The sequence below is a fragment of the Ochrobactrum sp. PL_is483 genome (genome assembly GCF_055816855.1).
The window spans coordinates 20,544-43,615 of sequence record NZ_JBVPGS010000031.1 but is presented as its reverse complement, the minus strand read 5'-3'; the positions used below and the strand labels follow the sequence as shown (position 1 = coordinate 43,615).

The window sequence follows — 23,072 nt, the reverse complement described above, 5'->3', positions numbered from 1 at the left end:
CCCTATGGCTGTCAGCTCCAAGCATATTCCCGCTCCCGATCTTCATCGGGTGCGCCGCGCCCTCCTTTCCGTTTCCGACAAGACCGGCCTGATCGATTTCGCCAAGGCGCTTCATGCGCAAGGCGTCGAAATCCTCTCGACCGGCGGCACCGCCAAGTCGATTGCCGCAGAAGGCATTCCGGTGAAGGACGTGTCCGAAGTCACCGGCTTCCCGGAAATCATGGACGGGCGCGTCAAGACGCTGCATCCGGCGGTGCATGGCGGCCTGCTCGCCGTACGCAATGACCCGGAACATGTCGCGGCCATGGAAGCACACGGCATTGGCGGCATCGATCTTGCCGTTATCAATCTCTATCCGTTCGAGGAAGTCCGCTTCCAGGGCGGCGACTATGACACCACCGTCGAGAATATCGACATTGGCGGCCCGGCGATGATCCGCGCTTCGGCCAAGAACCATGCCTATGTCGCAACGGTCGTCGATCCTGCCGACTATACGGAAGTTGTGGCCGAACTGGAAAAGCATTCCGGCTCCCTGCCGCTCGCCTTCCGCAAAAAGCTTGCCGCCAAGGCCTTTTCGCGCACGGCAGCTTATGATGCGGCGATTTCCAACTGGTTTGCCGAGGCAATCAACGAAGAAACGCCAACCTATCGCGCCGTCGCAGGCAAGCTGCATTCCGTCATGCGCTACGGTGAAAATCCGCACCAGACGGCTGGCTTTTATCTCACCGGCGAAAAGCGCCCCGGCGTCGCCACCGCGACCCAGCTTCAGGGCAAGCAGCTTTCCTACAACAACATCAACGACACCGATGCGGCTTTCGAGCTGGTGGCCGAGTTTGATCCCGCCCGCACCGCAGCCGTCGCCATCATCAAGCACGCCAATCCGTGCGGCGTTGCGGAAGCTTCCACGATCAAGGAAGCCTATCTCAAGGCGCTCGCCTGCGATCCGGTTTCAGCCTTTGGCGGCATCGTTGCGCTCAACAAGACGCTCGATGAGGAAGCAGCCGAAGAGATCGTGAAGATCTTCACCGAAGTCATCATCGCGCCGGATGCCACCGAAGGTGCACAGGCCATCGTCGCAGCCAAGAAGAACCTGCGCCTGCTCGTGACCGGCGGTCTGCCGGACCCGCGCGCCAAGGGCATTGCCGCCAAGACGGTTGCCGGTGGCCTGCTGGTCCAGTCGCGCGACAATGGCGTGGTCGATGACCTTGATCTGAAAGTCGTCACCAAGCGCGCCCCGACCGAAGCCGAACTCAACGATCTGAAATTCGCCTTCCGCGTTGGCAAGCATGTGAAATCGAACGCCATCGTCTATGTGAAGGACGGCGCAACGGTCGGCATCGGCGCAGGCCAGATGAGCCGGGTCGATTCCGCCCGCATCGCAGCCCGCAAGGCCGAAGATGCAGCCGAAGCAGCCGGTCTTGCCGAACCGCTCACCAAGGGCTGCGTGGTCGCTTCCGATGCGTTCTTCCCGTTCGCAGACGGTCTGCTGTCCGCAGTTCAGGCTGGCGCAACCGCTGTCATCCAGCCCGGCGGCTCCATGCGGGACGACGAAGTGATCGCCGCTGCCGACGAACATGGCATTGCCATGGTGATGACCGGCATGCGTCACTTCCGCCACTAAATCCTTGTAAACCACAGATTTATAGAGGCCCCGGAACCAACCGTTCCGGGGCCTTCGTTTAGATCGGTTCCGATCCTAGCGGAATTGCGGAACCGATCTATCTCTTTGTTTTTTCGCATTATCCTACGCAAAACCGCTTCGCACTTTTGCTGGAAATGCTCTATTTTGAGTTTCACATTCTTTCGTTTACATTCGTTTCGAACAGATTTGGAGGAGCCCGCCCCATGACGCAGTTTATCGGTTCCATCGACCAGGGAACCACGAGTTCGCGTTTCATCATTTTCGACAGGCAGGGCGATATCGTCGCCAGCGACCAGCGCGAACACGAGCAGATTTACCCCAAAGCGGGCTGGGTCGAGCACAATCCGGTGGAAATCTGGCGGAACACGCAGCATGTCATTGCGGCTGCACTCAAGAAGGCAAAGTTGAAGGCAAGCGATATCGCTTCCGTCGGCATCACCAACCAGCGTGAGACCACCTTGCTCTGGGACCGGAAGACCGGCGCGCCGCTTCATAATGCGGTCGTCTGGATGGATACGCGCACCGACGAGCTGGTCGCCCGTTACACCAAGGACGGCGGCGCGGACCGTCTGCGCGAAAAGACGGGCCTGCCAATTTCCACTTACTTTTCCGGCCTCAAGCTGCGCTGGATCCTCGATCATGTTCCGGGTGCGCGTGAAAAGGCTGAAGCGGGCGATGCGCTTTTCGGCACCATCGACACATGGCTGGTCTGGAATCTCACCGGCGGCACTGAGGGCGGCATTCACATCACCGACGTGACCAATGCCTCCCGCACCCAGCTTATGGATCTTTCGACGCTGGAATGGGACGAAGCTATTCTTCGCCTGTTCGATATTCCATCCGCCTGCCTGCCGGAAATCCGCTCTTCGAGCGAGGTCTATGGCGAGATCACCTTGCCCGCGCTTTCCGGCGTCCAGCTTGCGGGCATTCTGGGCGACCAGCAGGCAGCGCTCTTCGGTCAGGCCTGCCTGGAACCGGGCGAAGCCAAGAATACCTATGGCACCGGCTGCTTCATGCTGATGAACACCGGCGAGAAACTGGTGCCCTCCAATTACGGCCTGCTGACCACGGTTGCCTACAAGCTCGACGGTGCGAAGCCGGTCTATGCGCTGGAAGGGTCCATCGCCATCACCGGCGCTCTGGTGCAGTGGCTACGCGACAATCTCGGCATCATCAAAACGAGCGGCGACATCGAAACGCTGGCGCGGACCGTCGAAGACAATGGCGACGTCTATTTCGTCCCGGCCTTTTCCGGCCTCTTTGCGCCGCACTGGCAGGATTCGGCGCGCGGCATCATTGCCGGTCTCACCCGCTTCGCCAACAAGGGCCACATAGCGCGCGCAGCCCTTGAGGCAAGCGCCTATCAGGTGCGCGAAGTACTGGATGCGATGGTGAAGGATTCCGGCGTCGAGATCACGGAACTGCGCGCCGATGGCGGCATGACCGTCAACGAGCTTCTCATGCAGTTCCAGTCCGACATTCTGGACGTGCCGGTCGTGCGTCCGAAAATCATCGAGACGACGGCGCTGGGCGCCGCCTACGCCGCCGGGCTTGCCGTCGGCTACTGGAAATCCACGCAGGACATTATCGAGAACTGGCAAGTGGGCCATCGCTGGCACCCGCGCATGTCAGCCGAGGAAAGCACGCGCCTGTTCCGCTCGTGGGAAAAGGCCGTGCAGCGTTCACTCGGCTGGATCGAATAATATAATCATCCGGCCCGTCACAGCGGGCCGGATGCGCGCGGCCGGTCGGCTGGATAAGGCGTTATGGCCGCCAGATAGAGCCCAACGGCAAAGAACAGCAACAGCACCGACATGCCGAGTGCTGCGGAACCGCTGAGAGCGGTGATGGTCGCCACCAGAAACGGTCCGAGAAAGCTCGTCGCGCGGCCAGCCAGCGCATAGATGCCGAAATAGCGGCCCGATTCCTCCGGCCTGATGCTGCGGGCAAACCACGAACGGGCGGATGCCTGCACCGGCCCGAGCGCCACGCCAATCGTCAGCCCGTAAACGAGAAATGCCTGTTCCGAAACAGTCGAGAACAGTCCCCTCACCTCTGGATAGCTGACCGGCACAAGGCCGAACAGCAGGGAATCCGTTTGGGTGGAAACGATGCCCAATGAAGCCACGAGCAAAAGCACCAGCGATCCAATCACGATGACTTTTGAGCCGATCCTGGTGTCGAGACGCGCCACAACGAGGCAGCTCAGGATGGCCGTCACATTGGTAATCATGCCGAAGAGGCCGATTTCGTTGATGCTCCAGTCAAACAACGAAGCGGCATAACCGGCGCCCAGCGTCACAATGGCGTTGAGCCCATCCTGATAGACAAGGCGCGCGGCAAGAAAGCGGGCAATGCCCGGACGCTTTCGCACTTCCCCCAGCGTCGATCTGAGTTCAGCCAGACCGCTGCCGATTGCCTGACGCAACGGCTGTCCACGCGCCTGATCGGGCGTGAACAGGAACATCGGCATGATGAAAACAAGATACCACAGCGCCGCGATAGGCCCGGTGATGCGGGCATCTTCTCCGCTGGACGGATCAAGGCCGAAGAGCGGCGGAAGCCCGATCAGCGTCTTGCCCGTATCCGGCGATGCAGCCAGAAAAACCACCACGAAGATGAGCACCAGAACGCCGCCCAGATAGCCAAGCCCCCAGGCCAGGTTGGAAACCTTGCCGATCTCACCGCCGGGAACAACCCGCGGCATCATGGAATCGTTGAAGACGATGGAAAATTCCGCCGAAACCATTGCCATGCTGAAAGCCAGAAGCACCCAGAACAGGCTGGCACCCGGCACTGCAAACCACAGCGTCATCAGGCCCACGATCTTCAGAACGGCAAAGAAGGCGATCCAGGGCTTGCGCGAACCGGTCTTGTCGGCAATCGACCCCAGAACGGGCGAGAGGATGGCGATCACGAAACCGGCTGCGGCAAGACCATATCCCCAGGCAATCTGCCCCGCTTCCGGAGTATCCGCCATGCGGGAAATGAAATACGGGCCGAAGATAAAGGTTACAATGACGGTAAAGAACGGCTGCGCCGCCCAGTCGAAGAATATCCAGCCCCATATGCCACGCCGCGAGGCATGGCTGCGGGCAGCCACAAGCTGATCGCTCAATTACTCTTTCCTTCCCCCCACGCCCGAAGCTGCTTTCGACGATAGAGCACCGTGCGCCTTTTGGCGTATAAAGACCACTCCAACGCGATACATCTGCACACAATGCTTTGCGAAAACCGGCTCCGATTTTCAGCTCCGATTTTCAGGCAGATGCGCGCAGGCCAGCCCAGCCAAGGCTGCGTCGTTCCTTCAATGTGTCGGATGAATTTCAGGCCCAAATCATATTAGAGCATTTCCAGCAAAAGTGTGAAACGGTTTTGCGCAGGATAATGAAAAAGGGCGGCCGAAGCCGCCCTTCCATGAGACTGTTCTCGGGTTGTTTTACTGCGCAAGATCGGACATGAGACCCGCCGCAACCGCCAGTCGCGAGACGGTCAGGTCGCCACCTTCCGTCAGCGCCACCATGCGGCTCTTCACCTGCTCGATGCGCGCGCCATCGGCGGCAAACCAGGCTGACGCCGGGTCCTTCTCCTTGGCAAAGCGCTTGAGCGCCGCAATGGTGATGCCGCGTGCGGCCTGCGTGATCGTATCGCTTGCCCGCGACAGCGCCAGCCCGTCATAATAATCCGTGACGGGGATAGCGCGGGCGGCTTCCTCGATGCGACCGATGCGGAACGCTTCCGAAACACCGAAATAGGTCTTGGCGGTGACCACCCGGTCGGCACCGGCCAGATGCGCGATCAGCGCGATGTCCGGCATGATGCCTGCAAGCTGCAGATTGGCAAGACGCCCTGCCAGCTTTTCCGGCGCGCCCATTTCCACGAAGGCGGCCTTGTCGGTCTGAAGCGCGCTCTTCAGATATTCCGGCATCAGGCCGTCGAAACGCGGCTCCAGTTCGGCACGGGCGCGGGTGATCGTATCCACCAGCTCCGTCAGGTTGGCGCGGGTCGTGTCGTTGCGCAGTACCCAGGCCGTCGTCGCCTGCAGCATTTCGCCGACCAGATGATAGAACTGGTTCTGCACATCGCCCGGCACCTTGTTGTCGAGCGCATCGATGGCATCATAGATCGTGTCGATGTCGAAACCGTCACGCACCGCCACATAGGCGCGGACGATATCGGCAGGCGACTTGCCGGTCGTATCGGCCAGACGGCTGATGAAGGTGATGCCGCCGCGATTGATGACATCGTTTGCCAACAGGGTGGCGACGATTTCACGGCGCAGACGATGGCCGGAGATTTCCTCGGCATAGGTCTTCACCATGCGCTTCGGGAAATAATCCAGCAGCAGCGACTGGAAGTAAGGCTCGTCCGGAAGCTGGCTCGCCACCAGATCGTCACAGAGCGACAGCTTGGCATAAGCCAGCAGGACCGCCAGTTCCGGGCGCGTCAGCGGCTGGCCAGCCTTCTGGCGCTCGATCAGCATGGCGTCGGACGGCAGGTTCTCCACCTTGCGGTCGAGAAGCTTGCGGGCTTCCAGCTCGGCCATGAAGCGGGCCTGATAGGGCAGTTCTGCGAGCCCCTGCCTTTCGTTGAGCGACAAGGCCAGCGGTTGCAGGTAATTGTTGCGCAGAACGAGTTCCGATACATCGTCGGTCATGCTGACCAGGAGCTTGTCGCGCGCCGGGCGCTTGAGCTTGCCCGAACGCATGGCGGCAGCCAGCGCGATCTTGATATTGACCTCGACGTCCGAGCAGTTGACGCCTGCCGAATTGTCGATGGCGTCCGTATTACCGCGACCGCCCGACAGCGCATATTCGATGCGCCCGCGCTGGGTTACGCCAAGGTTTGCGCCTTCGCCGATCACCCGTGCGCCGACTTCCGAGCCGGTGATGCGGATGGCATCATTGGCGCGGTCGCCGACCTGCGCATCCGTTTCGGCGGACGAGCGGATATAGGTGCCGATACCGCCAAACCAGAGGAGATCGACCTTCGACTTCAGGATCGCCGTCATGATTTCCTGCGGCGTGCCGGAGGTCTTGCCAAGGCCGATGACTTCGGCGGCTTCCGGCGAGAGCGTAATCGTCTTCTGGCTGCGGCTGTAGATGCCGCCGCCAGCCGAAAGCTTGGAGCGGTCATAATCCTGCCAGCTCGAACGCGGCAGTTCGAACAGGCGCTTGCGCTCGGCATAGCCGTCCGCCGGAACCGGGTTCGGATCGATGAAGATATCGCGATGGTCGAATGCCGCCACCAGACGAATCTGCTCGGAAAGCAGCATGCCGTTGCCGAACACGTCGCCCGACATGTCGCCCACACCGGCAACCGTGAAAGGCTCGGTCTGGATATCCATGTTGAGCTCGCGGAAATGCCGCTTCACGGCTTCCCACGCGCCGCGCGCGGTGATGCCCATGCCCTTGTGGTCGTAACCGGCAGAACCGCCGGATGCGAAGGCATCGTCCAACCAGAAATCATGCGCCTGGCTGATGGCATTGGCCGTATCGGAGAAGGTGGCCGTACCCTTGTCGGCGGCAACGACGAAATAAGGGTCGTCATTGTCATGACGCACGACTTCCGTCGGCGGCACGACATGGTTGTCCTCGATATTGTCGGTGACCGACAGAAGCGTGGAGATGAACACCTTATAGGCATCGCGACCGGCTTCGAAAACCGCATTGCGGTCGCCGCCGACCGGCAGGCGCTTCGGATAGAAGCCGCCCTTGGCGCCAACCGGCACGATCACCGCGTTCTTGACCTGCTGCGCCTTCACGAGACCCAGCACTTCGGTGCGATAATCCTGTGCGCGGTCCGACCAGCGCAGGCCGCCGCGAGCGACAGCGCCGAAGCGCAGGTGCACGCCTTCCACTTCCGGCCCATAGACGAAGATTTCGCGATAGGGGCGCGGGTCCGGCAGGCCGTCGACCAGACGCGGATCAAGCTTGAAGGCGAAGGTGACGCGCGGCTTGCCGTCGGCATCCGGCTGGTAAGCATTGGTGCGCAGCGTCGCTTCGATCAGATTGCGGAAACGGCGCAAGATCTGGTCGTCATCGATGCTCGGCACGCCCAGGAGCGCGGTTTCAATACCGTCGACCAGCTTCCTTTCAGCCGCATCGCGGCGCTTGGCCGACGGGTTAAAGCGCAGGTCGAATAGCGCATAGAGATCGCTGGCGATTTCCGGATAACGGTTCAGCGCAGCCGCGATGAAGCTCTGCGAATAGGCAATGCCTGCCTGTTGCAGATAGCGGCCATAGGAACGCAGGATCATGATCTGGCGTGCGCTCAGGCGCGCGGTCTGCACCAGCGCGTTATAGCCGTCATTGTCGGCCAGACCGTCCCAGACATTGCGGAACACATCTTCCAGCATCTCGCCATCGTCGGAAAGATCGACGGCTGCGCCATAGGCATTCACAAGCTGCATGTCGTGCAGATAGACGGTCGCGCCGTCCTTGCCCGCATTTGGCAGGTCGATGGTCTGCTCGCTGACGACGCGGAAGCCCATGTTTTCCAGAAGCGGCACGCGCTGCGACAGCACAACCGGGGCGCCGTGATGATAGATTTTCAGCGAAACCGCATCGGGACCATCGGTGCGATAACGATAGAAATCCACGAAAAGTGGAGCTTCTGCGCTGAGGCCGGCAATGCGTTCCGCATCGACCAGCGCTTCCGGCGCCGTGAAGATTTCGCGATAGGACGGCGGGAAGCTCGCGGCAAGCGCAACGGTCTTTGCCTCGGCGCTGTCCGAGCTTTCACGCACCGCGTCGTCCCAGGTGCGGACGATGGCGCGCACTTCAGCTTCCAGCGCTTCCCGGTCCACATGCGGCGTGGAGCGCTCATGACGGCGGATGACGAACTGAACGCGGGTCAGGCCGTTTTGCAGGAAGACCGGATGGAACTCAAAGCTGTCGCCGCCATAGACGTCGACCAGATAATGGCCGATCTTCTCGCGCACGACCGAGTCGTAGCGGTCACGCGGGATATAGACCAGCACCGTGGCGAAACGGCCAAAGCGATCGAGACGCGGCACGGCGCGCACGCGCGGGCGTTCGCCGAGCGCCAGGATCAGTTCGGCATTGGCCGTGAGGCTTTCCACATCGATCTGGAAAAGCTCGTCGCGCGGATATTCTTCCAGCACATTGATGAGCGCCTTGCCCGAATGGTCCTCGCGGTTGAAGCCCAGATGCTTGATGACCGCATCGGCCTTGGAGCGGATGAACGGAATGCCAGCAACCGAGCTCGTATAGGCGACCGAGGTGAAGAGGCCGACCAGGCGCAGTTCGCCGATGGCCTCGCCCTTCTCGCCGAAAATCTTCACGCCGACATAATCGAGATAGGAGCGGCGATGCACCAGCGAAAGCGAATTCGCCTTGGTGACGATGAGCGGTTCGCTGCTGTCGAGGAATTCCGTCACCTCGCGTGGCGTCACGGTGTCGTCGCCATCCTTGCGCAGGACGCGGACCTCGTGATCGTTGAGGATGCCGAGCGTTTCCCTGACCGGGACCAGTTCGCGCTTGTCGCCCTTGCCCTTGAAGGTCAGTTCGCGCAGGCCGAGGAAGATGAAACGGTCGTCGCGCAGCCATTCCAGAAACGCGATTGCTTCCGGCATGGCCGGATCGTTCGTCATTTCAAAAACGCGCTTGTAATCGGCGATGGCGCCGTCGAGGCGCTTCAGCATCGGCTTCCAGTCGCTGACGGCGGAGCGAACCTGCCCCAGCACGCGCTTGATGGCGGCGGTCAGGTCGGCCTTGACCTGCTTGTCGAGGGCAGGAAGATGAATCTGTACCAGGCTGACGCGCTCAACACCCTTGGCAGGCGCAAGCTGCGATGCTTCGCCGAGAATGACGAGATCGTCCTTCTCGCGTGCAATATCCAGAACCGGATGCACGACCATGAAAATCTGGCCGGCATGATCGTTCAGCTCACCCATGATGGAGTCGAGCAGGAACGGCATGTTGTCATTGACGATGGTGATGACGCTCACCGGGCGACCTTGGCGTTCGATACCGTTATCGACGCTGATGATGCTCTTGCCCTTGCGCCAGGATTCCAGCGCGGCATAGCCGTGACGGGCCGAACTGTCGAGAGCGGCAGCATCGTAAGCGGCCAGATCTTCTGGCGGCGCCCATTCGAAGAGAAGCTGCGAGAAGGCCGTAAGCGCCTTCGAACTTCCTCCCTTCTTCTCCTCCTTGCTTGCCTTGGAACCTTTAACCTTGCTCGACCGATCCTGCTTTGCAGTCACGTCGGATACTCCTGTCATGATGGCAATGCGCGCCAAACTAGCAGATTAGGCATCGGTTTCGATGGCAATTCGCTGAAAATAACGAAAAATTTCCCGGAAAGTCAGAAAAACAGCATTTAATCCATTTAATTTGGAACAAAACTTCGAAAACTTCCTGCGAAATTTCGGATTATGCCGGTGGATTTCTCCACAACCCGCTGGAAACCCGTCAGAAGGGCGAAGCCGCAGGCGCGTTTCGCCTTATTCTAGGACTAAAGTTGCAGATGATTCTGACGGAATCGAACGGCTCTCATAACTCGATCAGGTGATCGTCCAGCTCGTTGATATTGTCCGGGCCTGCCGGGAAATGCTTCTCCAGCAAAAGCCCGGCCTGCCCGATTGCCAGCACGAAACCCTCGGCCACCTGCGCCCGCGAGGCATGATGGGTGAGCGTCGCGACGATCGCGTTCCACTCTTCCTGATCGACACGCGCATTGATGCCCGCATCGGCGATCACCTCGGCATAATGTTCGGCCATGGAGACGAAAAGCAGGATGCCGGTGCGGTGCTCCGTAATATGCACATTGCGCGCCAGAAACTGCTGCACGGCATTGAGATGGGCGCGTTTGTAGCGGATGCGGCGCGGCACCAGCAGCATGCGGATGGCCGGAAAGAACCAGAGCACCAGCATTGCGGTCAGAAACGCCGCCAGCACCGCCAGTCCAAACATGGGCAGGCGGATATCGAACCAGTACCAGTGCGCGAGAAACGCCACGACAACCGATGCCAGCAGAATGCCGCAGGTCGCGACAAAGCCCGCCGCGAAGAAATAATCGTCGCTGGAGCGCGCCAGGACGGCGTAGATTTCGCCGCTGGTCTCGGCTTCCGCCTTGCGGATCGCCTCGGCAATGCGGGTATGGTCCTCGGCGCCAATCAGCGTGTGATGCTTCATCGTTGCGTCTCCCTACCAGCTGCCCGAGGCGCCGCCGCCACCCGATGAGCCGCCACCGCCGGAGAAACCGCCGCCTCCCCCGCCGGACGACCAGCCACCGCCGCCGCCCCAGCTGCCGCCACCCCTGCCGCCAGAGCCGCCGCCGCGATTGTTGTAATCCACGACCATGCCGAGCCACTGATATTTTCCCGGCCCGATCTTGCGGCCAAAAACCGGCGTCAGGATCGCCATGCCGAAACCGCCGAAGAAGATCAGGCACCAGAAGGTGATGAAGACGACGAACACCCAGTCGACATCGTCCGAGCTTGACTGCACATTGCGCTTCGCCCGCGCTTCAAGCTCCGCCGCATCGCCGGAAAGCACCGAAAGAATGCCGTCCACGCCTTGCACGATGCCGCTCGAATAATTGCCGGTGCGAAATTCCGGAATGATGGTGCCATTGATGATGACGCTTGAAAGCGCATCTGTCATGACGCCTTCGAGACCATAGCCGACCTCGATGCGCACCTTGCGGTCGTTGGGCGCAACCACCAGCAAAATGCCGTTGTTTTCTTGGCTCTGCCCCAGCGCCCAGGCGCGGAACAGACGGTTGGAATAGGTTTCAATGTCTTCGCCATTGAGACTTGGCACCGTCACCACGACCACCTGATCGGACGACTTCGCTTCGAAATCGGCAAGTTTCTGCGTCAGTTGCTGGCGCTCAGCCGGATCGATGATCCCTGCCGCATCCACCACGCGGCCTGTCAGTGCCTGCGCCGGCTTCGGCACGTCCTGCGCCAGCGCATTGTTCAGCGCCAGAACGCTCGAAAAAATCAGGAAAGCGAGCGCAAGCAAATGTCGCGGCCAGCCCAGCCAGCCCAGCCAGCCCCCCGGCCAGCCAAGGCCGCGACGATCACGCAAGAGTGCCGCACGCGCCATAAATCGCGCCGTCAGTTGAAGTTGACTTTGGGCGCGGCCTGGCTGCCCGCATCGGCGCTGAAGCTCTGCATGGGCTGTGCATCGCGATACCAGATCCATGTCCAGATCATCGTCGGCATGGTGCGCAGCGACGTGTTGTAGACACGAACCGCCTCGATATAGTCGCGCCGTGCGACGGCGATGCGGTTTTCGGTGCCTTCAAGCTGCGACTGCAAAGCAAGGAAGTTCTGGTTGGCTTTCAGGTCCGGATAGCGCTCGACCACCACCATCAGGCGCGACAGCGCACTGGTCAGGTTGGCCTGATTATCCTGAAACTGCTTGAACAGCTCGGGATTGTTCAGCGTTTCAGGCGTGATCTGCACCTGCGTCGCCTTGGCGCGCGCATCGATCACGGCTTGCAGGGTTTCCTTTTCGTGGGCGGCATAGCCCTTCACGGTCTCGACCAGATTGGGCACGAGATCGGCGCGGCGCTGATACTGGTTCTGCACCTCGCTCCAGGCGGCTTTCGCCTTTTCCTCATTGGTGGGGATCGTGTTGAAACCGCATGCGGAGAGCAGCGGAACCAGAACGATGAGACCAAGAGCGATGAAAATACGGCGAAAAGAGAAAGAAGTGGCAACGGTCGCAGCCGACATGGACTTCTCCTGAAAAGAGCGCTTTGCCAAGCGCCGGGGAAACAAACTCATCACCCGCACATACGCGTTCACGCAAATGCGAGCCGTCAAATCAAGAAGATAAGCGATTTTGGCGGCGCGTCCAGCCCATTCAAAATGACTGGTTAAAAAGAAAAAGCGACGGATTGCTCCGCCGCTTTCTCAAAACGCAAAACTGCGCGAAAAAATTATTCGCTTGCAGCTTCTTCAGCCGGAGCAGCAGCAGCTTCCGCGGCGGCTGCAGCAGCTTCGGCAGCCTTTGCAGCGGCTTCTTCTTCAGCCTGCTTGGCCATGGCCAGACGTTCCTGGGCCTTCTTGCCCGGCTCACCCTTGGTCGGGTTGCTGCGGGTCGGACGCTTTGCAAGGCCAGCCTGGTCGAGGAAGCGCAGAACGCGATCGGTCGGCTGTGCGCCCTGTGCAATCCAATGCTGGATGCGGTCGGCGTCGAGCTTCACGCGTTCAGCGTCCTTGGCCAGCATCGGGTTCCATGCGCCAACGGTTTCGATGAAGCGGCCGTCACGCGGGCTGCGGACGTCGGCAACGACGATGTGGTAGTAAGGACGCTTCTTGGAGCCAGCGCGGGCCAGACGAATCTTCAGAGACATTTTTTCTTTCCTTTAGACAATTGCTTCGCCCGGGGGATGGCCGGGACAAAACGGGTTAAGCTATCGAGATAGCTATTGTTTCCCACCGTGATTGGCGGCGGTATGCTCATGATGCCGAATGACTTCCTTCACGATGAAGTTCAGGAATTTTTCGGCGAAATCGGGATCGAGATGGGCATCGACTGCAAGCGCGCGTAGACGTTCCACCTGACGCTTTTCGCGAGCCGGATCGGCGGGCGCCAGACCGCGTTCAGCCTTCAGAACGCCAACAGCCTTCGTGCAGCGAAAACGCTCGGCCAGCATATGGATCAACGCCGCATCGATATTGTCGATGGAAGCGCGCAATGCCAGAAGTTCAGCCGGTGCAGTGTTCTGTTCGTCGCTCATGATGCTCACTTCTTCTTCGGCAGACCCGGAAGGCCGCCACCGAGACCGGGAAGCTTGGGCCCGCCCAGACCGGGCAAACCGCCCGGAAGACCGCCGCCGGGAAGCCCCGGCAAGCCGCCGCCTTTCGTCAGGCCCGCTGCTTCCGCCTGCTTGGCAAGCGCCTCAAGCTGCTTGGGGTCCATCTTGGAGAGATCGGGCATGCCCATTCCTCCACCCAGACCACCCAGCCCCATCTTGCTGGCAAGCCCGCCCATCATCTGCTTCATCATTCCGCCCTTGCCCTTGCCCATGACTTTCATCATGTCGGCCATCTGGCGATGCATCTTGAGAAGCTTGTTGATGTCGGCGGCACTCGTGCCGGAACCCTTGGCGATGCGCTGCTTGCGGCTGTGCTTGAGAATGTCGGGATTGGCGCGCTCGGCCTTGGTCATGGAACCGATGATGGCGAGCTGGCGGTCGAACACCTTGTCGTCGAGACCGGCGGCTGCCACCTTGTCCTTCATCCCCGCCATGCCCGGCATCATGCCCATGATGCCGCCCATGCCGCCAAGCTTCTTCATCTGCCCGAGCTGATCGGCAAGATCGTTGAGATCGAACTTGCCCGACTGCATCTTCTTGGCCATCGCGGCGGCTTTTTCCGCGTCGATGTTTTCGGCAGCTTTTTCGACCAGCGAAACAATGTCGCCCATGCCGAGAATACGGTCTGCAATACGCTTGGGATAAAACTCCTCAAGCGCATCCATCTTTTCGCCGGTGGCGATCAGCTTGATCGGCTTGCCGGTGATGGCGCGCATGGAAAGGGCGGCACCGCCGCGACCGTCGCCATCCATACGGGTGAGCACAATGCCGGTAATGCCGACGCGGTCGTCGAAATTGCGCGCCAGATTGACGGCGTCCTGACCGGTCAGGCTGTCGGCAACGAGCAGGATTTCATGCGGATTGGCGGCCTTGCGGATATCCGCCATTTCCACCATCAGCGGCTCGTCGATATGCGTGCGGCCTGCGGTATCGAGAATGACCACGTCGTGCGCGCCAAGCTTTGCGGCCTGCACGGCGCGCTTGGCGATTTCCACCGGCGACTGGCCGGCAATGATCGGCAGCGTGTCGACGCCGGTCTGGATGCCAAGCTGGCGAAGCTGTTCCTGCGCAGCCGGACGGCGCGTATCGAGCGACGCCATCAGCACCTTCTTGCGCTGGCGCTCGGTCAGGCGCTTGGCGATCTTGCCCGTGGTGGTCGTCTTACCGGAGCCTTGCAAGCCGACCATCATGATGACGACGGGCGCAGGCGCGTTCAGGTCGATGGAAACGCCTTCGGTGCCGAGCATTTCGACAAGTTCGTCATGGACGATCTTGACGACCATCTGGCCGGGCTTGATGCTTTTCAGGATTTCAGCGCCAACGGCCTTTTCCCGCACCTTGTCGGTGAAGGAGCGAACCACTTCCAGCGAAACGTCGGCCTCGATCAGCGCGCGGCGCACTTCGCGCAGCGCCGCCGTCACGTCGGCCTCGGAAAGAGCGCCGCGTCCGGTCAGGCCGTTCAGGATGGAGCCAAGACGCTCCTGAAGTGATTCAAACATCGAATTTCCTTTTAATCCGAGAAGAGGCTTATGCTTCGTCAGGGATAAATCGTCCCGTGGGTCTGCCAGTTCAAGAAGCAACCAAAGCGGTACAGCACCCGAGGGCGCATCGCGCTGTCGGATGTGGACCTCCGGGATCGCTTTATACCATGATGGGTCCCGGTCGGTGGCTCGCGTTCTGAAGATCGCGGATAGATTGGAGCAGGCTTTAAGGCGAACAGCCTGCAATGTCAAGCAAAAGGCCCGCAATACACTGAAACCGGCCCGGTTTGCCATGGGGCGCATCTTGTTCCGAAAACCGTTTCACGCCTTTCGGGATGCGCCCCTAAAACAAACGGGGCCGTTTTAGGTTCGCTTGCGTTTATTGTGCCGCCACACCAGCCAGCGGATCGCCGATGCCCAGCACATAGAGGCCGATCATCAGCAGGGTTCCCGCCAGCACCACGTAATAGATCGTGGGGATGATGGTCATGCGCATTGTGGTGCCTTCACGCCCCAGCAAGCCGACGGTCGCCGAAGCCGCAACCACGTTGTGGATTGCTATCATGTTGCCGGCTGCGGCACCGACCGACTGACCGGCAACCATCAGCGCACCGGAAATGCCGAGCCCTTCCGCCACGCCATACTGGAACTGGCTGAGCATGAGGTTCGATACCGTGTTGGAGCCTGCAAGGAACGCACCCAGCGCACCGACCGAGGGGGCGAAGAACGGATAGACATTTCCGACTTCCGTCGCCACCCAGTCGGCCACCATCAGCGGCATGCTGGCCAGTTCCTTGCCGTTGACGCCGGAATTGATCATGACGCGCACCATCGGCACGGTGAACAGCAGCACGAAGCCCGCCCCCACCAGCGTCTTGGTGCTTTCCCCGAAAGCCTTGGCAAACTGCCCGCCATTCATGCGATGCAGGAAGAAGGTGATCACGCAGACAATGACCAGAAGGCCGCCCGGCAGGAAAAGCGGCGAGAAATCGCCTCCTACCCCGGCTTCACCCATGATATCCTTGGCAACGAAGGTGATCGATTTGAGCGCATTGCCCACGGACGGGAATGTGCGGCTGACGACCAGGAAAATCGCCAGAAGCACATAGGGCGTCCATGCCAATGCCAGCGGAATTTTCTTCGAGGTCAGTTCATCGAGCTTGATTTCGACGCTGCCGAGCCAGCTCGCAGGCCATTCCGAAGCGGGCGGAAAATCCCAGTTCTGCTTCGGCATGAGAAAACCGGCGCGCGCTGCGAATGTCGCGAGCGCCAGACCGACGAGACCGCCGATCATGGACGGAAATTCCGCGCCGAGGAAAACCGCGCTCAGCACATATGGGATGGTGAACGAGAAGGCGGCGAACAGCGCGAAGGGCAGAATGGCAAGGCCTTCCGTCCAGGAGCGGTTGCGCCCGAAGAAGCGGGTCATGACGACCACAAGAAACAGCGGCATGAACGTGCCGCACAGCGCATGCAGGATTGCCACTTCCGATGTGATGATATGGAAGAACTGTTCCCAGCCCGACCCCACGCCCTGCAATTGCGCCGTCAGCGCCTCGCGATTGAGACCCGACTGCACGCCGACGATGAGCGGCGTGCCGACGGCCCCGAACGAGACCGGCGTGGACTGGATCATCAGTCCGAACGTAACGGCGGCAAGGGCCGGAAACCCGACAGCCACCATCAGCGGCGCCACAACGGCGGCAGGCGTGCCGAAGCCGGACGCACCCTCGATGAACGAACCGAACAGCCAGGCAATCAGAAACACCTGGATGCGGCGGTCCGGGCTGATCTGGGCAAAACCCGACCGGATTGCGGAAATGCCGCCCGAATATTTAAGTGTGTTGAGAAGCAGTATCGCTCCGAAAATGATCCAGAGCAGACCCGCCGTCTGGATCAGGCCCTGAATGGTCGAGGCGATGACCCGGTTGCCGCTCATGCCCCAGACCGCCATGGCGATCACCACGGTCAGCGCATAGGTAACAGGCATCGCGATGCGGGCTTGAATACGAAATCCAACCAGCATTACACCGGCTACGAGAATTGGCAGAAACGCAAATAGCGCAAGAAATCCGTTCGACATGTGGCGTCCTCCCTCGTCAATGTCACGAATCTTGAAAATCGATTGTATCCTGGGTGGTAAATATTCTTTACCAGTCCCGCTATTAGCAATAGGTATGAAAGCCACAGCATCCAAGCGAAAAATTTCGCTCACTGTTTGGGAGCCAACAAAAGCTTGCTGTTTTGATGCAAAAATGTTTGTAAACGCGGCATTTCGCAAATGCCTCCGGCGCGTTGTCGTTGCCGCATGACATTTGGTGTAAGGAATGGCAAATTCGCGTTGAGGTCGAATCAACTCCAAAGGAGAAACGAATGGCATTGGTTGCCAAGGGCCGGACTTGGACGGCAGCAGCAGTTCTTGCAATGGGCATGATGACGGGAACAGGCATTGCCGAGGCAGCCCAGTGCGGCAATAACGCCGCCGGTTATAATGCCTGGCTCCAGCAGACCCTCAAGGAAGCGCCGTCGCGCGGCGTTGGCAAGGCGGGCCTCGGCGCGCTGGCCAACACCAAATATGCGCAGGCCACCATCAATGCCGACCGCAATCAGAAGAGCTTCAAGCTCTCCTTCGAAGACTTCATGAAGAAGCGCGGCGCCGATACGATCATCAAGCGCGGCCGCGCCCAGAAGCAGCAGAACGCCGCTCTCTTCGCCGCGATCGAAAAGCGCTATGGCGTTCCAGCCGGCCCGCTGATCGCGATCTGGGGCATGGAAACCGGCTTCGGCTCCTATCTCGGCAAGCAGCACACGCTGTCCGCCGTTGCAACGCTGGCCTATGACTGCCGCCGTTCCGAATACTTCACCGGCCAGCTTTATGCCGCTCTCAAGCTCATCGATCAGGGCGATCTCAGCCCGCAGGCCGTGGGCGCGATGCATGGCGAAGTCGGCCAGACCCAGTTCATGCCGGCAAACGTCCTGAAATACGGTGTCAGCGGTTCGGGCGGCGGCCATTTCGACCTGCGCAACAAGGCGGACGCGCTCCATTCGACCGCGAATTTCCTCGTCGGCCACGGCTGGCGGCGCGGTGCGGGCTATCAGCCGGGCGAACCGAACTACGGTGCGATCCAGGGCTGGAATGCAGCTTCGGTTTACCAGCGCGCCATCGCCGTCATGGGCAAGGCCATCGACGGAAATTAGAGCATGATTCCGAAAACTGGGAACCGGTTTTCGGATAAAATCATGCTCAAATAAAATTCAGAGCGGGAGACGATTTAGTTTAAATCATCCCGCTCCTATGCCGCTATCCGCAATTTCGCTTCGAAATTGCCACGGAAAAGCCACAGACTTCACAAAATAGCCCCAAAATTTGGGGCTATTTTTGCATGTTCTGGTGCGATTTTTCGCGTTTTGGGAAGAAAATCCCCGATTTCTGATGGCAAAAATAAGGCAACGGCTCCTCTCGACATGAAAGGAGCCGTTCAAAAACACTCTTTTTGAATATTCGATCAGGCCGGCTCAGGACGTTTGAAATCGCCCGTCTGATGATCCATCACCCACAGCTCGCCGGTCGAAATATCGAACCATGCGCCATGCAGGGTAAGCTTGCCCTTCTTCTCCAGAATATCGACGCAAGGAAATGTGCGCAGATTGTTGATGGAGTAGCGGATGGAGATGCGCTCCAGAGCGGTCTGGCGTTCGCTCTGGGTCATGAGCTGGTTGCCGCTGACAGCTTCGGCGGCGGGCGCGATGAGGCTCATCCATTTTCCGATAAAGTCGCCCGGCGAAAGCGGCGCGCTTTCGGTGTCGAGCGCCGCCTTGATGCCGCCGCAGCGGCCATGGCCCATGACGACAATATTCTTCACCTTGAGGCTTTGAACCGCGAATTCCAGCGCTGCGGAAGCGGCATGATATTCGCCATCGGGCTCGTAGGGCGGAATGAGGTTGGCAACATTGCGCAGGACGAAGATTTCTCCGGGCGCCGTGTTGAAGATGGTTTCGGGAGCCGCACGGGAATCACAACACGCGATAACCAGCGTTTCCGGTGATTGTCCCTTGTCGGCCAAATGGCGGTATCGTGAGGTTTCATGGGCAAAATGCTCGCTCATGAAGGTCCGATAACCGGCGAGAAGTGAGTCTGGAAGATCAACCATATTTTTCCAATATCCCTATCGAAAAGCGAGATCAATCGAAATGCACTGAACGGGCTGCGTCGAATTGGACGCAGATTTTCGCTCGCATTCACGCATGTTTCTCAAGCCCATATCGCCATGCGCAGACCGAACTCATCACGTTCCACATGGCCGGGATACGGACGCGCCTCGCCCCGCGCATGGCGACGGGCCACGAGATACATGGCGCAGGCATCGAGAAAGTCATCCTCCTTCGCGCCGCGCGGAACGGGACTTTGCAAAAAATCCTCCGTCAGTTCGCAGCCGCGCAGCAATGCCCGGCGCTCGGCCAGCCCTTGCGGGTTTACGCGGCCTTTGATCTTCTTGGGCAGCGACATGGCCTTCATGCCATTCAGCGCGGCAAAAGCCAGTTCGGGATGCGATTCGATAACACGCATCGCAAGCCCGGCATCGCGGCGCAACAGGGCATCAAGCTCGCAAATCTTCGGGAAAAGCCCGAAAGCCTGCCTTGAAACCTTGCGTGGCGGATCGGTTCGTTCAAGCGACAGGGAACAGCTTTCGCGATAATCCGCAGCATAAACGGCAGCACGCGGCGGAATGGAAAAAAGGCTCGACTGTCTTTCGCCGAGATGCGCCCGCGCAGCCCGCTCCGCAGAACGCACGCCCTTTTCGGGCAAGCCGATCGGCATATCGACAGCAATGATCGCCTTGTCGGGCAGCGACGCCGCCAATGCAGCAAAACTGCCGAACACTTCGGCCCGCAAGCGCCCGCTCTCCCCGATCACCGCGACCCAGCCGCCGGGACAGCCATCGACGCCAGCGAACACGGCGGCGGTCTGCATCAGGCGCGCAACCCCCTGGTCGGATGCACCAGCCGTCGGGTCTGCACCATGGCCATGGGCGTTGCAAGGCTCGACGCATCGGCCTCCAGCATCAGTTCGTCCGCCCCGCGCTTTGCCGAACGCGCCATGATCTCGAACACCGCTGCGGTTGTGCTTTGCAGCATCTTTTCCTCGGTCATGCCGGAAAGGCGCCGCGCCAGAAACACCGCCGAGGTCAGGTCGCCAAGACCGTTGGTCGGGCCTTCGACACGGCGATGCTCGGCCATCAGCGCCATGGTCGGCGTCAGCAGAATGTTGCCGATGCTGCCGCTCATCAGCGGAAAGGCCGAAGTAACCAGCATGGTCGCCGGACCGGCTTCCAGTGCCGCTTCCATCAGGGCGGCATTGTCTTCGAGCGGCACGCCGGTCAGCCAGGAAAGCTCGAACCGATTGGGCGTCGCAATATCGGCGAGCGGCAAAAGCCTGTCGCGAATGCCGATCGCCGTCGCTTCGGGCACATAAAGCCCCTTCTCGTCGCCAATGACCGGATCGCAGAGATAGACGGCCTGCGGATTTTTCGTCTTCACGGTCTTGACCAGTTCGGCAACGGCTGCCGCCTGCTCGGGATGGCCGAGATAGCCGGTCAGGACAGCGCCCACCTCGCCAAGCCATGGCGCGCGCTGCAGATCCTGCATGAGCCGCGAAAACTCTTCCGCCGGCGGCACGATGCGTCCAGCCGGAGCGCCCGGAACTCCATGGCCCGGATGCCATGGCAGCACCACGGTCGGCACGGCCCAGACGGGAAAACCCAGCGTTTCCAATGCGAAAACGGCGGCCCGATTGCCGACCGATCCGCGCACGACATGGCTTGAGATGACAATAACGGTTGTCGCATCCGAAGGCGCTGAAAGCGTCATTGGGCACCTAGCTTTGCATGAGATAGAAAATGAGCCAGACGATGATCGCCAGCGTGATGAGGAAGCCGAGCCCGCGCCCGACGCGCGTGGCCCAAAGCTCGATGGGATCGTTTTCGGGAGCGTCGGCGGCGGCCAGATGTTGCGTAGTGCGGAAAAAACCGCGCCGCACAATGCCTTCGGCCCCGGTCTGCTCGCGCTCCAGCCGGTCAAGAATGCGCTGGGCCTCTTCCTGGCGCTCGCGCCCCGGCCCGCCGCCTTCCCCTATGCCCGCCTGCTGGCGCTCGCCCATGCCCTGCCTGCCTTTGGAGCGCATCCTGAAACGTGTGAAACGGCTTTCAGAACAGATGCGCGTTAAAACAAATGACCGGAGCGCTGATCCGATTCAGGAGATCGAAACGCGCTTCAGTTTGAATTGACGGGCACAGCATCACGCTCAACAGGCCGTTCTGCAAGTAGTTTATTGCAGTCTCATGCAAGCTTCACGATCAGCTTGCCGAAATTGCCGCCTTCCAGCAGGGAAATGAAGGCTTTCGGCGCATTTTCCAGCCCATCGACAATATCTTCGCGATAGCGCACCTGCCCATCGGCAATCCACTTCACCATGTCGTGGTGGAAGGCTGGCCTCTGATCGGCGAAATCACGCTGGATAAAACCGCGAATGGTGAGGCTTTTCGACAGAACATCCCGCATCACCAGCGGCAACCGGTCAGGCCCGTCGAACGGCCCGCTTTGATTATACTGCGCGATCAGGCCGCAGACCGGCACACGCGCAAACTGGTTCAGAAGCGGAAACACCGCATCGAAAACCTTGCCGCCGACATTCTCGAAATAGACATCGATGCCGTCAGGACAGGCTTGCGCCAGTTCAGCCGCGAAATTCTGGCTGCGGTGATCAATGGCCGCATCGAAGCCAAACTCATCGATCAACGCCTTGCACTTATCCGCCCCGCCTGCAATGCCGACGGCGCGCGCGCCCTTCATCCGGGCAATCTGCCCGACGGCAGAACCGACCGGGCCGGTTGCCGCCGCCACCACGACAGTCTCGCCCGGTTTCGGCTGGCCGATGGTGAGGAGGCCCGAATAGGCGGTAAAGCCCGGCATGCCGAGAACGCCAAGCCCCGTCGTCACCGGCGCTTCCTTCGGATCGAGCTTGCGCAAGGTCGAGGCATCGGCGACCGCGTAATCCTGCCAGCCGGAATGGGACAGCACGACATCGCCCGGAGCAAAGCCCGCGCTCCCGCTTTCAACCACTTCGCCGACCGTGCCGCCCTCCATCACATCGCCGATGGCCACCGGCGCCGCATAGGACTTGCCCGCGCTCATGCGCCCGCGCATATAGGGGTCGAGCGACAAATAGCGCAGCCGCAGCAGAACCTCGCCATCACCGGGGCTGGGGATTGCCGCTTCCTCCAGCCGGAAGTTTTCCGCTGTGGGGCGACCTTCGGGACGGGACGCCAGCACGATGCGGCGATTGATCTTTTCGCTCATGAACGGAACTCCTGATGATCGGGCTTCGAGCTTATTTAGGGCGTGAAACGGAAAAGTTGAGCTTTTGCAATCGGGAATCAAGCTATATATCGATTGCAGGCATCTGGCTTGGAAAGCTGTTCCAAAACCAGCGATTTTTGCGCTTCATCACTTTTACAAATTACTCAAGCATTGGGATAACGGCCATGAAACAGGACAAGCTTTTTCTCTTGAAGCCCGGTTTTGAAGATCCGGCTTATCCCGGCCAGACATTCTATTGCTGGCACTGTGCGCTCATCGAAGGCGTGCTGGCTTCGTTTCCGGCGCTGGGCAGCGGTCTGGACATTGAGCGCATCGACTGGCAGCGCCCGCGCAAGGGCGTGATAGCGCTGGCAGGCGAGGACAATCAAAGCCTGCCTTTGCTGATAGTGAAGGATGGCGACCGCTCCGAATTTGAGACCGGCATGTATGAAGGGCGTTCGCTGATTGCCGACCCGCACAAGATATTGGCTGCCCTGACAGAACGGCATGGATTTCCGCCCCTGCATCCCTGAAAGCCCGCCCCACAGCCATCCTTCGACCCCTTGATAGGCTCAAGATGACGTTGGGCATTGGCGGGTGGGGGACCCTCACCTCGCCCTTCGAGACGGCGCTTTGCGCCTCCTCAGGATGAGGGGACAGACGCCGTGCCGCCTGCTTCATTGGCGATGATGACCAACTCTGCGCCCTTATTGATGCCCGGATACAAACAAAAACCCCGCCACAACGGCGGGGTTTCGCTTGGGGGGCAGTAAGGCTGCCAATCACCTCAT

At 60.2% G+C, this 23,072-nt stretch carries 18 protein-coding genes; 4 read left to right on the top strand and 14 right to left on the bottom strand.

Features of this window, described 5'->3' with window-relative positions; translation table 11 throughout:
* The first annotated feature begins 4 nt into the window (after positions 1-4).
* A complete protein-coding gene (gene purH / locus AC0TNJ_RS07720) occupies positions 5-1,621 on the top strand; it encodes a bifunctional phosphoribosylaminoimidazolecarboxamide formyltransferase/IMP cyclohydrolase (protein WP_473770757.1) in 1,617 nt (538 codons plus the stop codon).
* A 224-nt stretch (positions 1,622-1,845) separates the two neighbouring features.
* Positions 1,846-3,345: a glycerol kinase GlpK gene (glpK, locus tag AC0TNJ_RS07715; RefSeq protein ID WP_473770756.1), complete on the top strand. Its 1,500-nt coding sequence runs from the start codon at positions 1,846-1,848 to the stop codon at positions 3,343-3,345.
* A gap of 17 nt (positions 3,346-3,362) precedes the next feature.
* On the opposite strand, the gene AC0TNJ_RS07710 is transcribed toward glpK, so the two are convergent.
* From AC0TNJ_RS07710 to AC0TNJ_RS07670, 9 genes are all read right to left on the bottom strand, one after another.
* Positions 3,363-4,760, bottom strand: coding sequence for an MFS transporter (locus tag AC0TNJ_RS07710; protein WP_473770755.1), 1,398 nt, complete (start codon positions 4,758-4,760; stop codon positions 3,363-3,365).
* Between the two features lie 321 nt (positions 4,761-5,081).
* Entirely contained in the window at positions 5,082-9,872 is a 4,791-nt protein-coding gene (locus AC0TNJ_RS07705) for an NAD-glutamate dehydrogenase (protein WP_473770830.1), read from the bottom strand.
* A 289-nt stretch (positions 9,873-10,161) separates the two neighbouring features.
* A complete protein-coding gene (locus AC0TNJ_RS07700; protein WP_473770754.1) occupies positions 10,162-10,803 on the bottom strand; it encodes a TPM domain-containing protein in 642 nt (213 codons plus the stop codon).
* A gap of 12 nt (positions 10,804-10,815) precedes the next feature.
* Positions 10,816-11,721: a TPM domain-containing protein gene (locus AC0TNJ_RS07695; RefSeq protein ID WP_473770753.1), complete on the bottom strand. Its 906-nt coding sequence runs from the start codon at positions 11,719-11,721 to the stop codon at positions 10,816-10,818.
* Between the two features lie 11 nt (positions 11,722-11,732).
* Positions 11,733-12,356, bottom strand: coding sequence for a LemA family protein (locus tag AC0TNJ_RS07690; RefSeq protein ID WP_122003408.1), 624 nt, complete (start codon positions 12,354-12,356; stop codon positions 11,733-11,735).
* Positions 12,357-12,562: 206 nt separating this feature from the next.
* Positions 12,563-12,979 carry a 30S ribosomal protein S16 gene (gene rpsP / locus AC0TNJ_RS07685; protein ID WP_473770752.1) on the bottom strand — a complete coding sequence of 139 codons (417 nt, stop codon included), beginning with the start codon at positions 12,977-12,979 and terminating at the stop codon, positions 12,563-12,565.
* Between the two features lie 72 nt (positions 12,980-13,051).
* Complete coding sequence (locus AC0TNJ_RS07680; RefSeq protein ID WP_122003410.1) at positions 13,052-13,366, bottom strand: chorismate mutase; 315 nt, start codon at positions 13,364-13,366, stop codon at positions 13,052-13,054.
* 5 nt (positions 13,367-13,371) lie between these two features.
* The gene (gene ffh / locus AC0TNJ_RS07675; RefSeq protein ID WP_473767381.1) at positions 13,372-14,943 is read right to left on the bottom strand and encodes a signal recognition particle protein; all 1,572 of its coding nucleotides are present in this window, start codon (positions 14,941-14,943) and stop codon (positions 13,372-13,374) included.
* 361 nt (positions 14,944-15,304) lie between these two features.
* Positions 15,305-17,008, bottom strand: a complete 1,704-nt coding sequence (locus AC0TNJ_RS07670) for an L-lactate permease (RefSeq protein ID WP_122003405.1) — start codon at positions 17,006-17,008, stop codon at positions 15,305-15,307.
* 290 nt (positions 17,009-17,298) lie between these two features.
* On the opposite strand from AC0TNJ_RS07670, the gene AC0TNJ_RS07665 reads away from it, so the two are divergent.
* Positions 17,299-18,123 (top strand): lytic murein transglycosylase, encoded by an 825-nt coding sequence (locus tag AC0TNJ_RS07665; RefSeq protein ID WP_473770751.1) that lies wholly within the window; start codon positions 17,299-17,301, stop codon positions 18,121-18,123.
* A 308-nt stretch (positions 18,124-18,431) separates the two neighbouring features.
* On the opposite strand, the gene AC0TNJ_RS07660 is transcribed toward AC0TNJ_RS07665, so the two are convergent.
* The 5 genes from AC0TNJ_RS07660 to AC0TNJ_RS07640 all read right to left on the bottom strand — a co-directional run bounded on the left by AC0TNJ_RS07660 (position 18,432) and on the right by AC0TNJ_RS07640 (position 22,281).
* On the bottom strand, positions 18,432-19,076 hold the full coding sequence (locus AC0TNJ_RS07660) for a carbonic anhydrase (protein WP_122003403.1): 645 nt from the start codon (positions 19,074-19,076) through the stop codon (positions 18,432-18,434).
* A 101-nt stretch (positions 19,077-19,177) separates the two neighbouring features.
* Positions 19,178-19,897 (bottom strand): DUF429 domain-containing protein, encoded by a 720-nt coding sequence (locus AC0TNJ_RS07655; RefSeq protein WP_473770750.1) that lies wholly within the window; start codon positions 19,895-19,897, stop codon positions 19,178-19,180.
* The gene (pdxY, locus tag AC0TNJ_RS07650; protein ID WP_122003401.1) at positions 19,897-20,793 is read right to left on the bottom strand and encodes a pyridoxal kinase PdxY; all 897 of its coding nucleotides are present in this window, start codon (positions 20,791-20,793) and stop codon (positions 19,897-19,899) included. The genes AC0TNJ_RS07655 and pdxY overlap by 1 nt, the downstream gene beginning before the upstream one ends.
* A 7-nt stretch (positions 20,794-20,800) precedes the next feature.
* Positions 20,801-21,082 (bottom strand): hypothetical protein, encoded by a 282-nt coding sequence (locus tag AC0TNJ_RS07645; RefSeq protein ID WP_121987122.1) that lies wholly within the window; start codon positions 21,080-21,082, stop codon positions 20,801-20,803.
* Positions 21,083-21,261: 179 nt separating this feature from the next.
* A complete protein-coding gene (locus AC0TNJ_RS07640) occupies positions 21,262-22,281 on the bottom strand; it encodes an NADP-dependent oxidoreductase (protein ID WP_473770749.1) in 1,020 nt (339 codons plus the stop codon).
* Between the two features lie 185 nt (positions 22,282-22,466).
* Between AC0TNJ_RS07640 and AC0TNJ_RS07635 the strand changes: the two genes are divergently transcribed.
* Complete coding sequence (locus AC0TNJ_RS07635) at positions 22,467-22,814, top strand: DUF3088 domain-containing protein (protein WP_473770748.1); 348 nt, start codon at positions 22,467-22,469, stop codon at positions 22,812-22,814.
* The last annotated feature ends 258 nt before the right edge of the window (positions 22,815-23,072 follow it).

Excerpts from the sequence above, each read along its gene's own strand:
- AC0TNJ_RS07670 (WP_122003405.1), bottom strand. The coding sequence starts at position 17,008 with ATGTCGAACGGATTTCTTGCGCTATTTGCGTTTCTGCCAATTCTCGTA.
- AC0TNJ_RS07640 (WP_473770749.1), bottom strand. The coding sequence starts at position 22,281 with ATGAGCGAAAAGATCAATCGCCGCATCGTGCTGGCGTCCCGTCCCGAA.
- AC0TNJ_RS07700 (WP_473770754.1), bottom strand. The coding sequence starts at position 10,803 with ATGAAGCATCACACGCTGATTGGCGCCGAGGACCATACCCGCATTGCC.
- pdxY (WP_122003401.1), bottom strand. The coding sequence starts at position 20,793 with ATGACGCTTTCAGCGCCTTCGGATGCGACAACCGTTATTGTCATCTCA.
- AC0TNJ_RS07680 (WP_122003410.1), bottom strand. The coding sequence starts at position 13,366 with ATGAGCGACGAACAGAACACTGCACCGGCTGAACTTCTGGCATTGCGC.
- ffh (WP_473767381.1), bottom strand. The coding sequence starts at position 14,943 with ATGTTTGAATCACTTCAGGAGCGTCTTGGCTCCATCCTGAACGGCCTG.
- glpK (WP_473770756.1), top strand. The coding sequence starts at position 1,846 with ATGACGCAGTTTATCGGTTCCATCGACCAGGGAACCACGAGTTCGCGT.
- AC0TNJ_RS07645 (WP_121987122.1), bottom strand. The coding sequence starts at position 21,082 with ATGGGCGAGCGCCAGCAGGCGGGCATAGGGGAAGGCGGCGGGCCGGGG.
- rpsP (WP_473770752.1), bottom strand. The coding sequence starts at position 12,979 with ATGTCTCTGAAGATTCGTCTGGCCCGCGCTGGCTCCAAGAAGCGTCCT.
- AC0TNJ_RS07655 (WP_473770750.1), bottom strand. The coding sequence starts at position 19,897 with ATGCAGACCGCCGCCGTGTTCGCTGGCGTCGATGGCTGTCCCGGCGGC.
- purH (WP_473770757.1), top strand. The coding sequence starts at position 5 with ATGGCTGTCAGCTCCAAGCATATTCCCGCTCCCGATCTTCATCGGGTG.
- AC0TNJ_RS07660 (WP_122003403.1), bottom strand. The coding sequence starts at position 19,076 with ATGGTTGATCTTCCAGACTCACTTCTCGCCGGTTATCGGACCTTCATG.
- AC0TNJ_RS07695 (WP_473770753.1), bottom strand. The coding sequence starts at position 11,721 with ATGGCGCGTGCGGCACTCTTGCGTGATCGTCGCGGCCTTGGCTGGCCG.
- AC0TNJ_RS07665 (WP_473770751.1), top strand. The coding sequence starts at position 17,299 with ATGGCATTGGTTGCCAAGGGCCGGACTTGGACGGCAGCAGCAGTTCTT.
- AC0TNJ_RS07635 (WP_473770748.1), top strand. The coding sequence starts at position 22,467 with ATGAAACAGGACAAGCTTTTTCTCTTGAAGCCCGGTTTTGAAGATCCG.
- AC0TNJ_RS07690 (WP_122003408.1), bottom strand. The coding sequence starts at position 12,356 with ATGTCGGCTGCGACCGTTGCCACTTCTTTCTCTTTTCGCCGTATTTTC.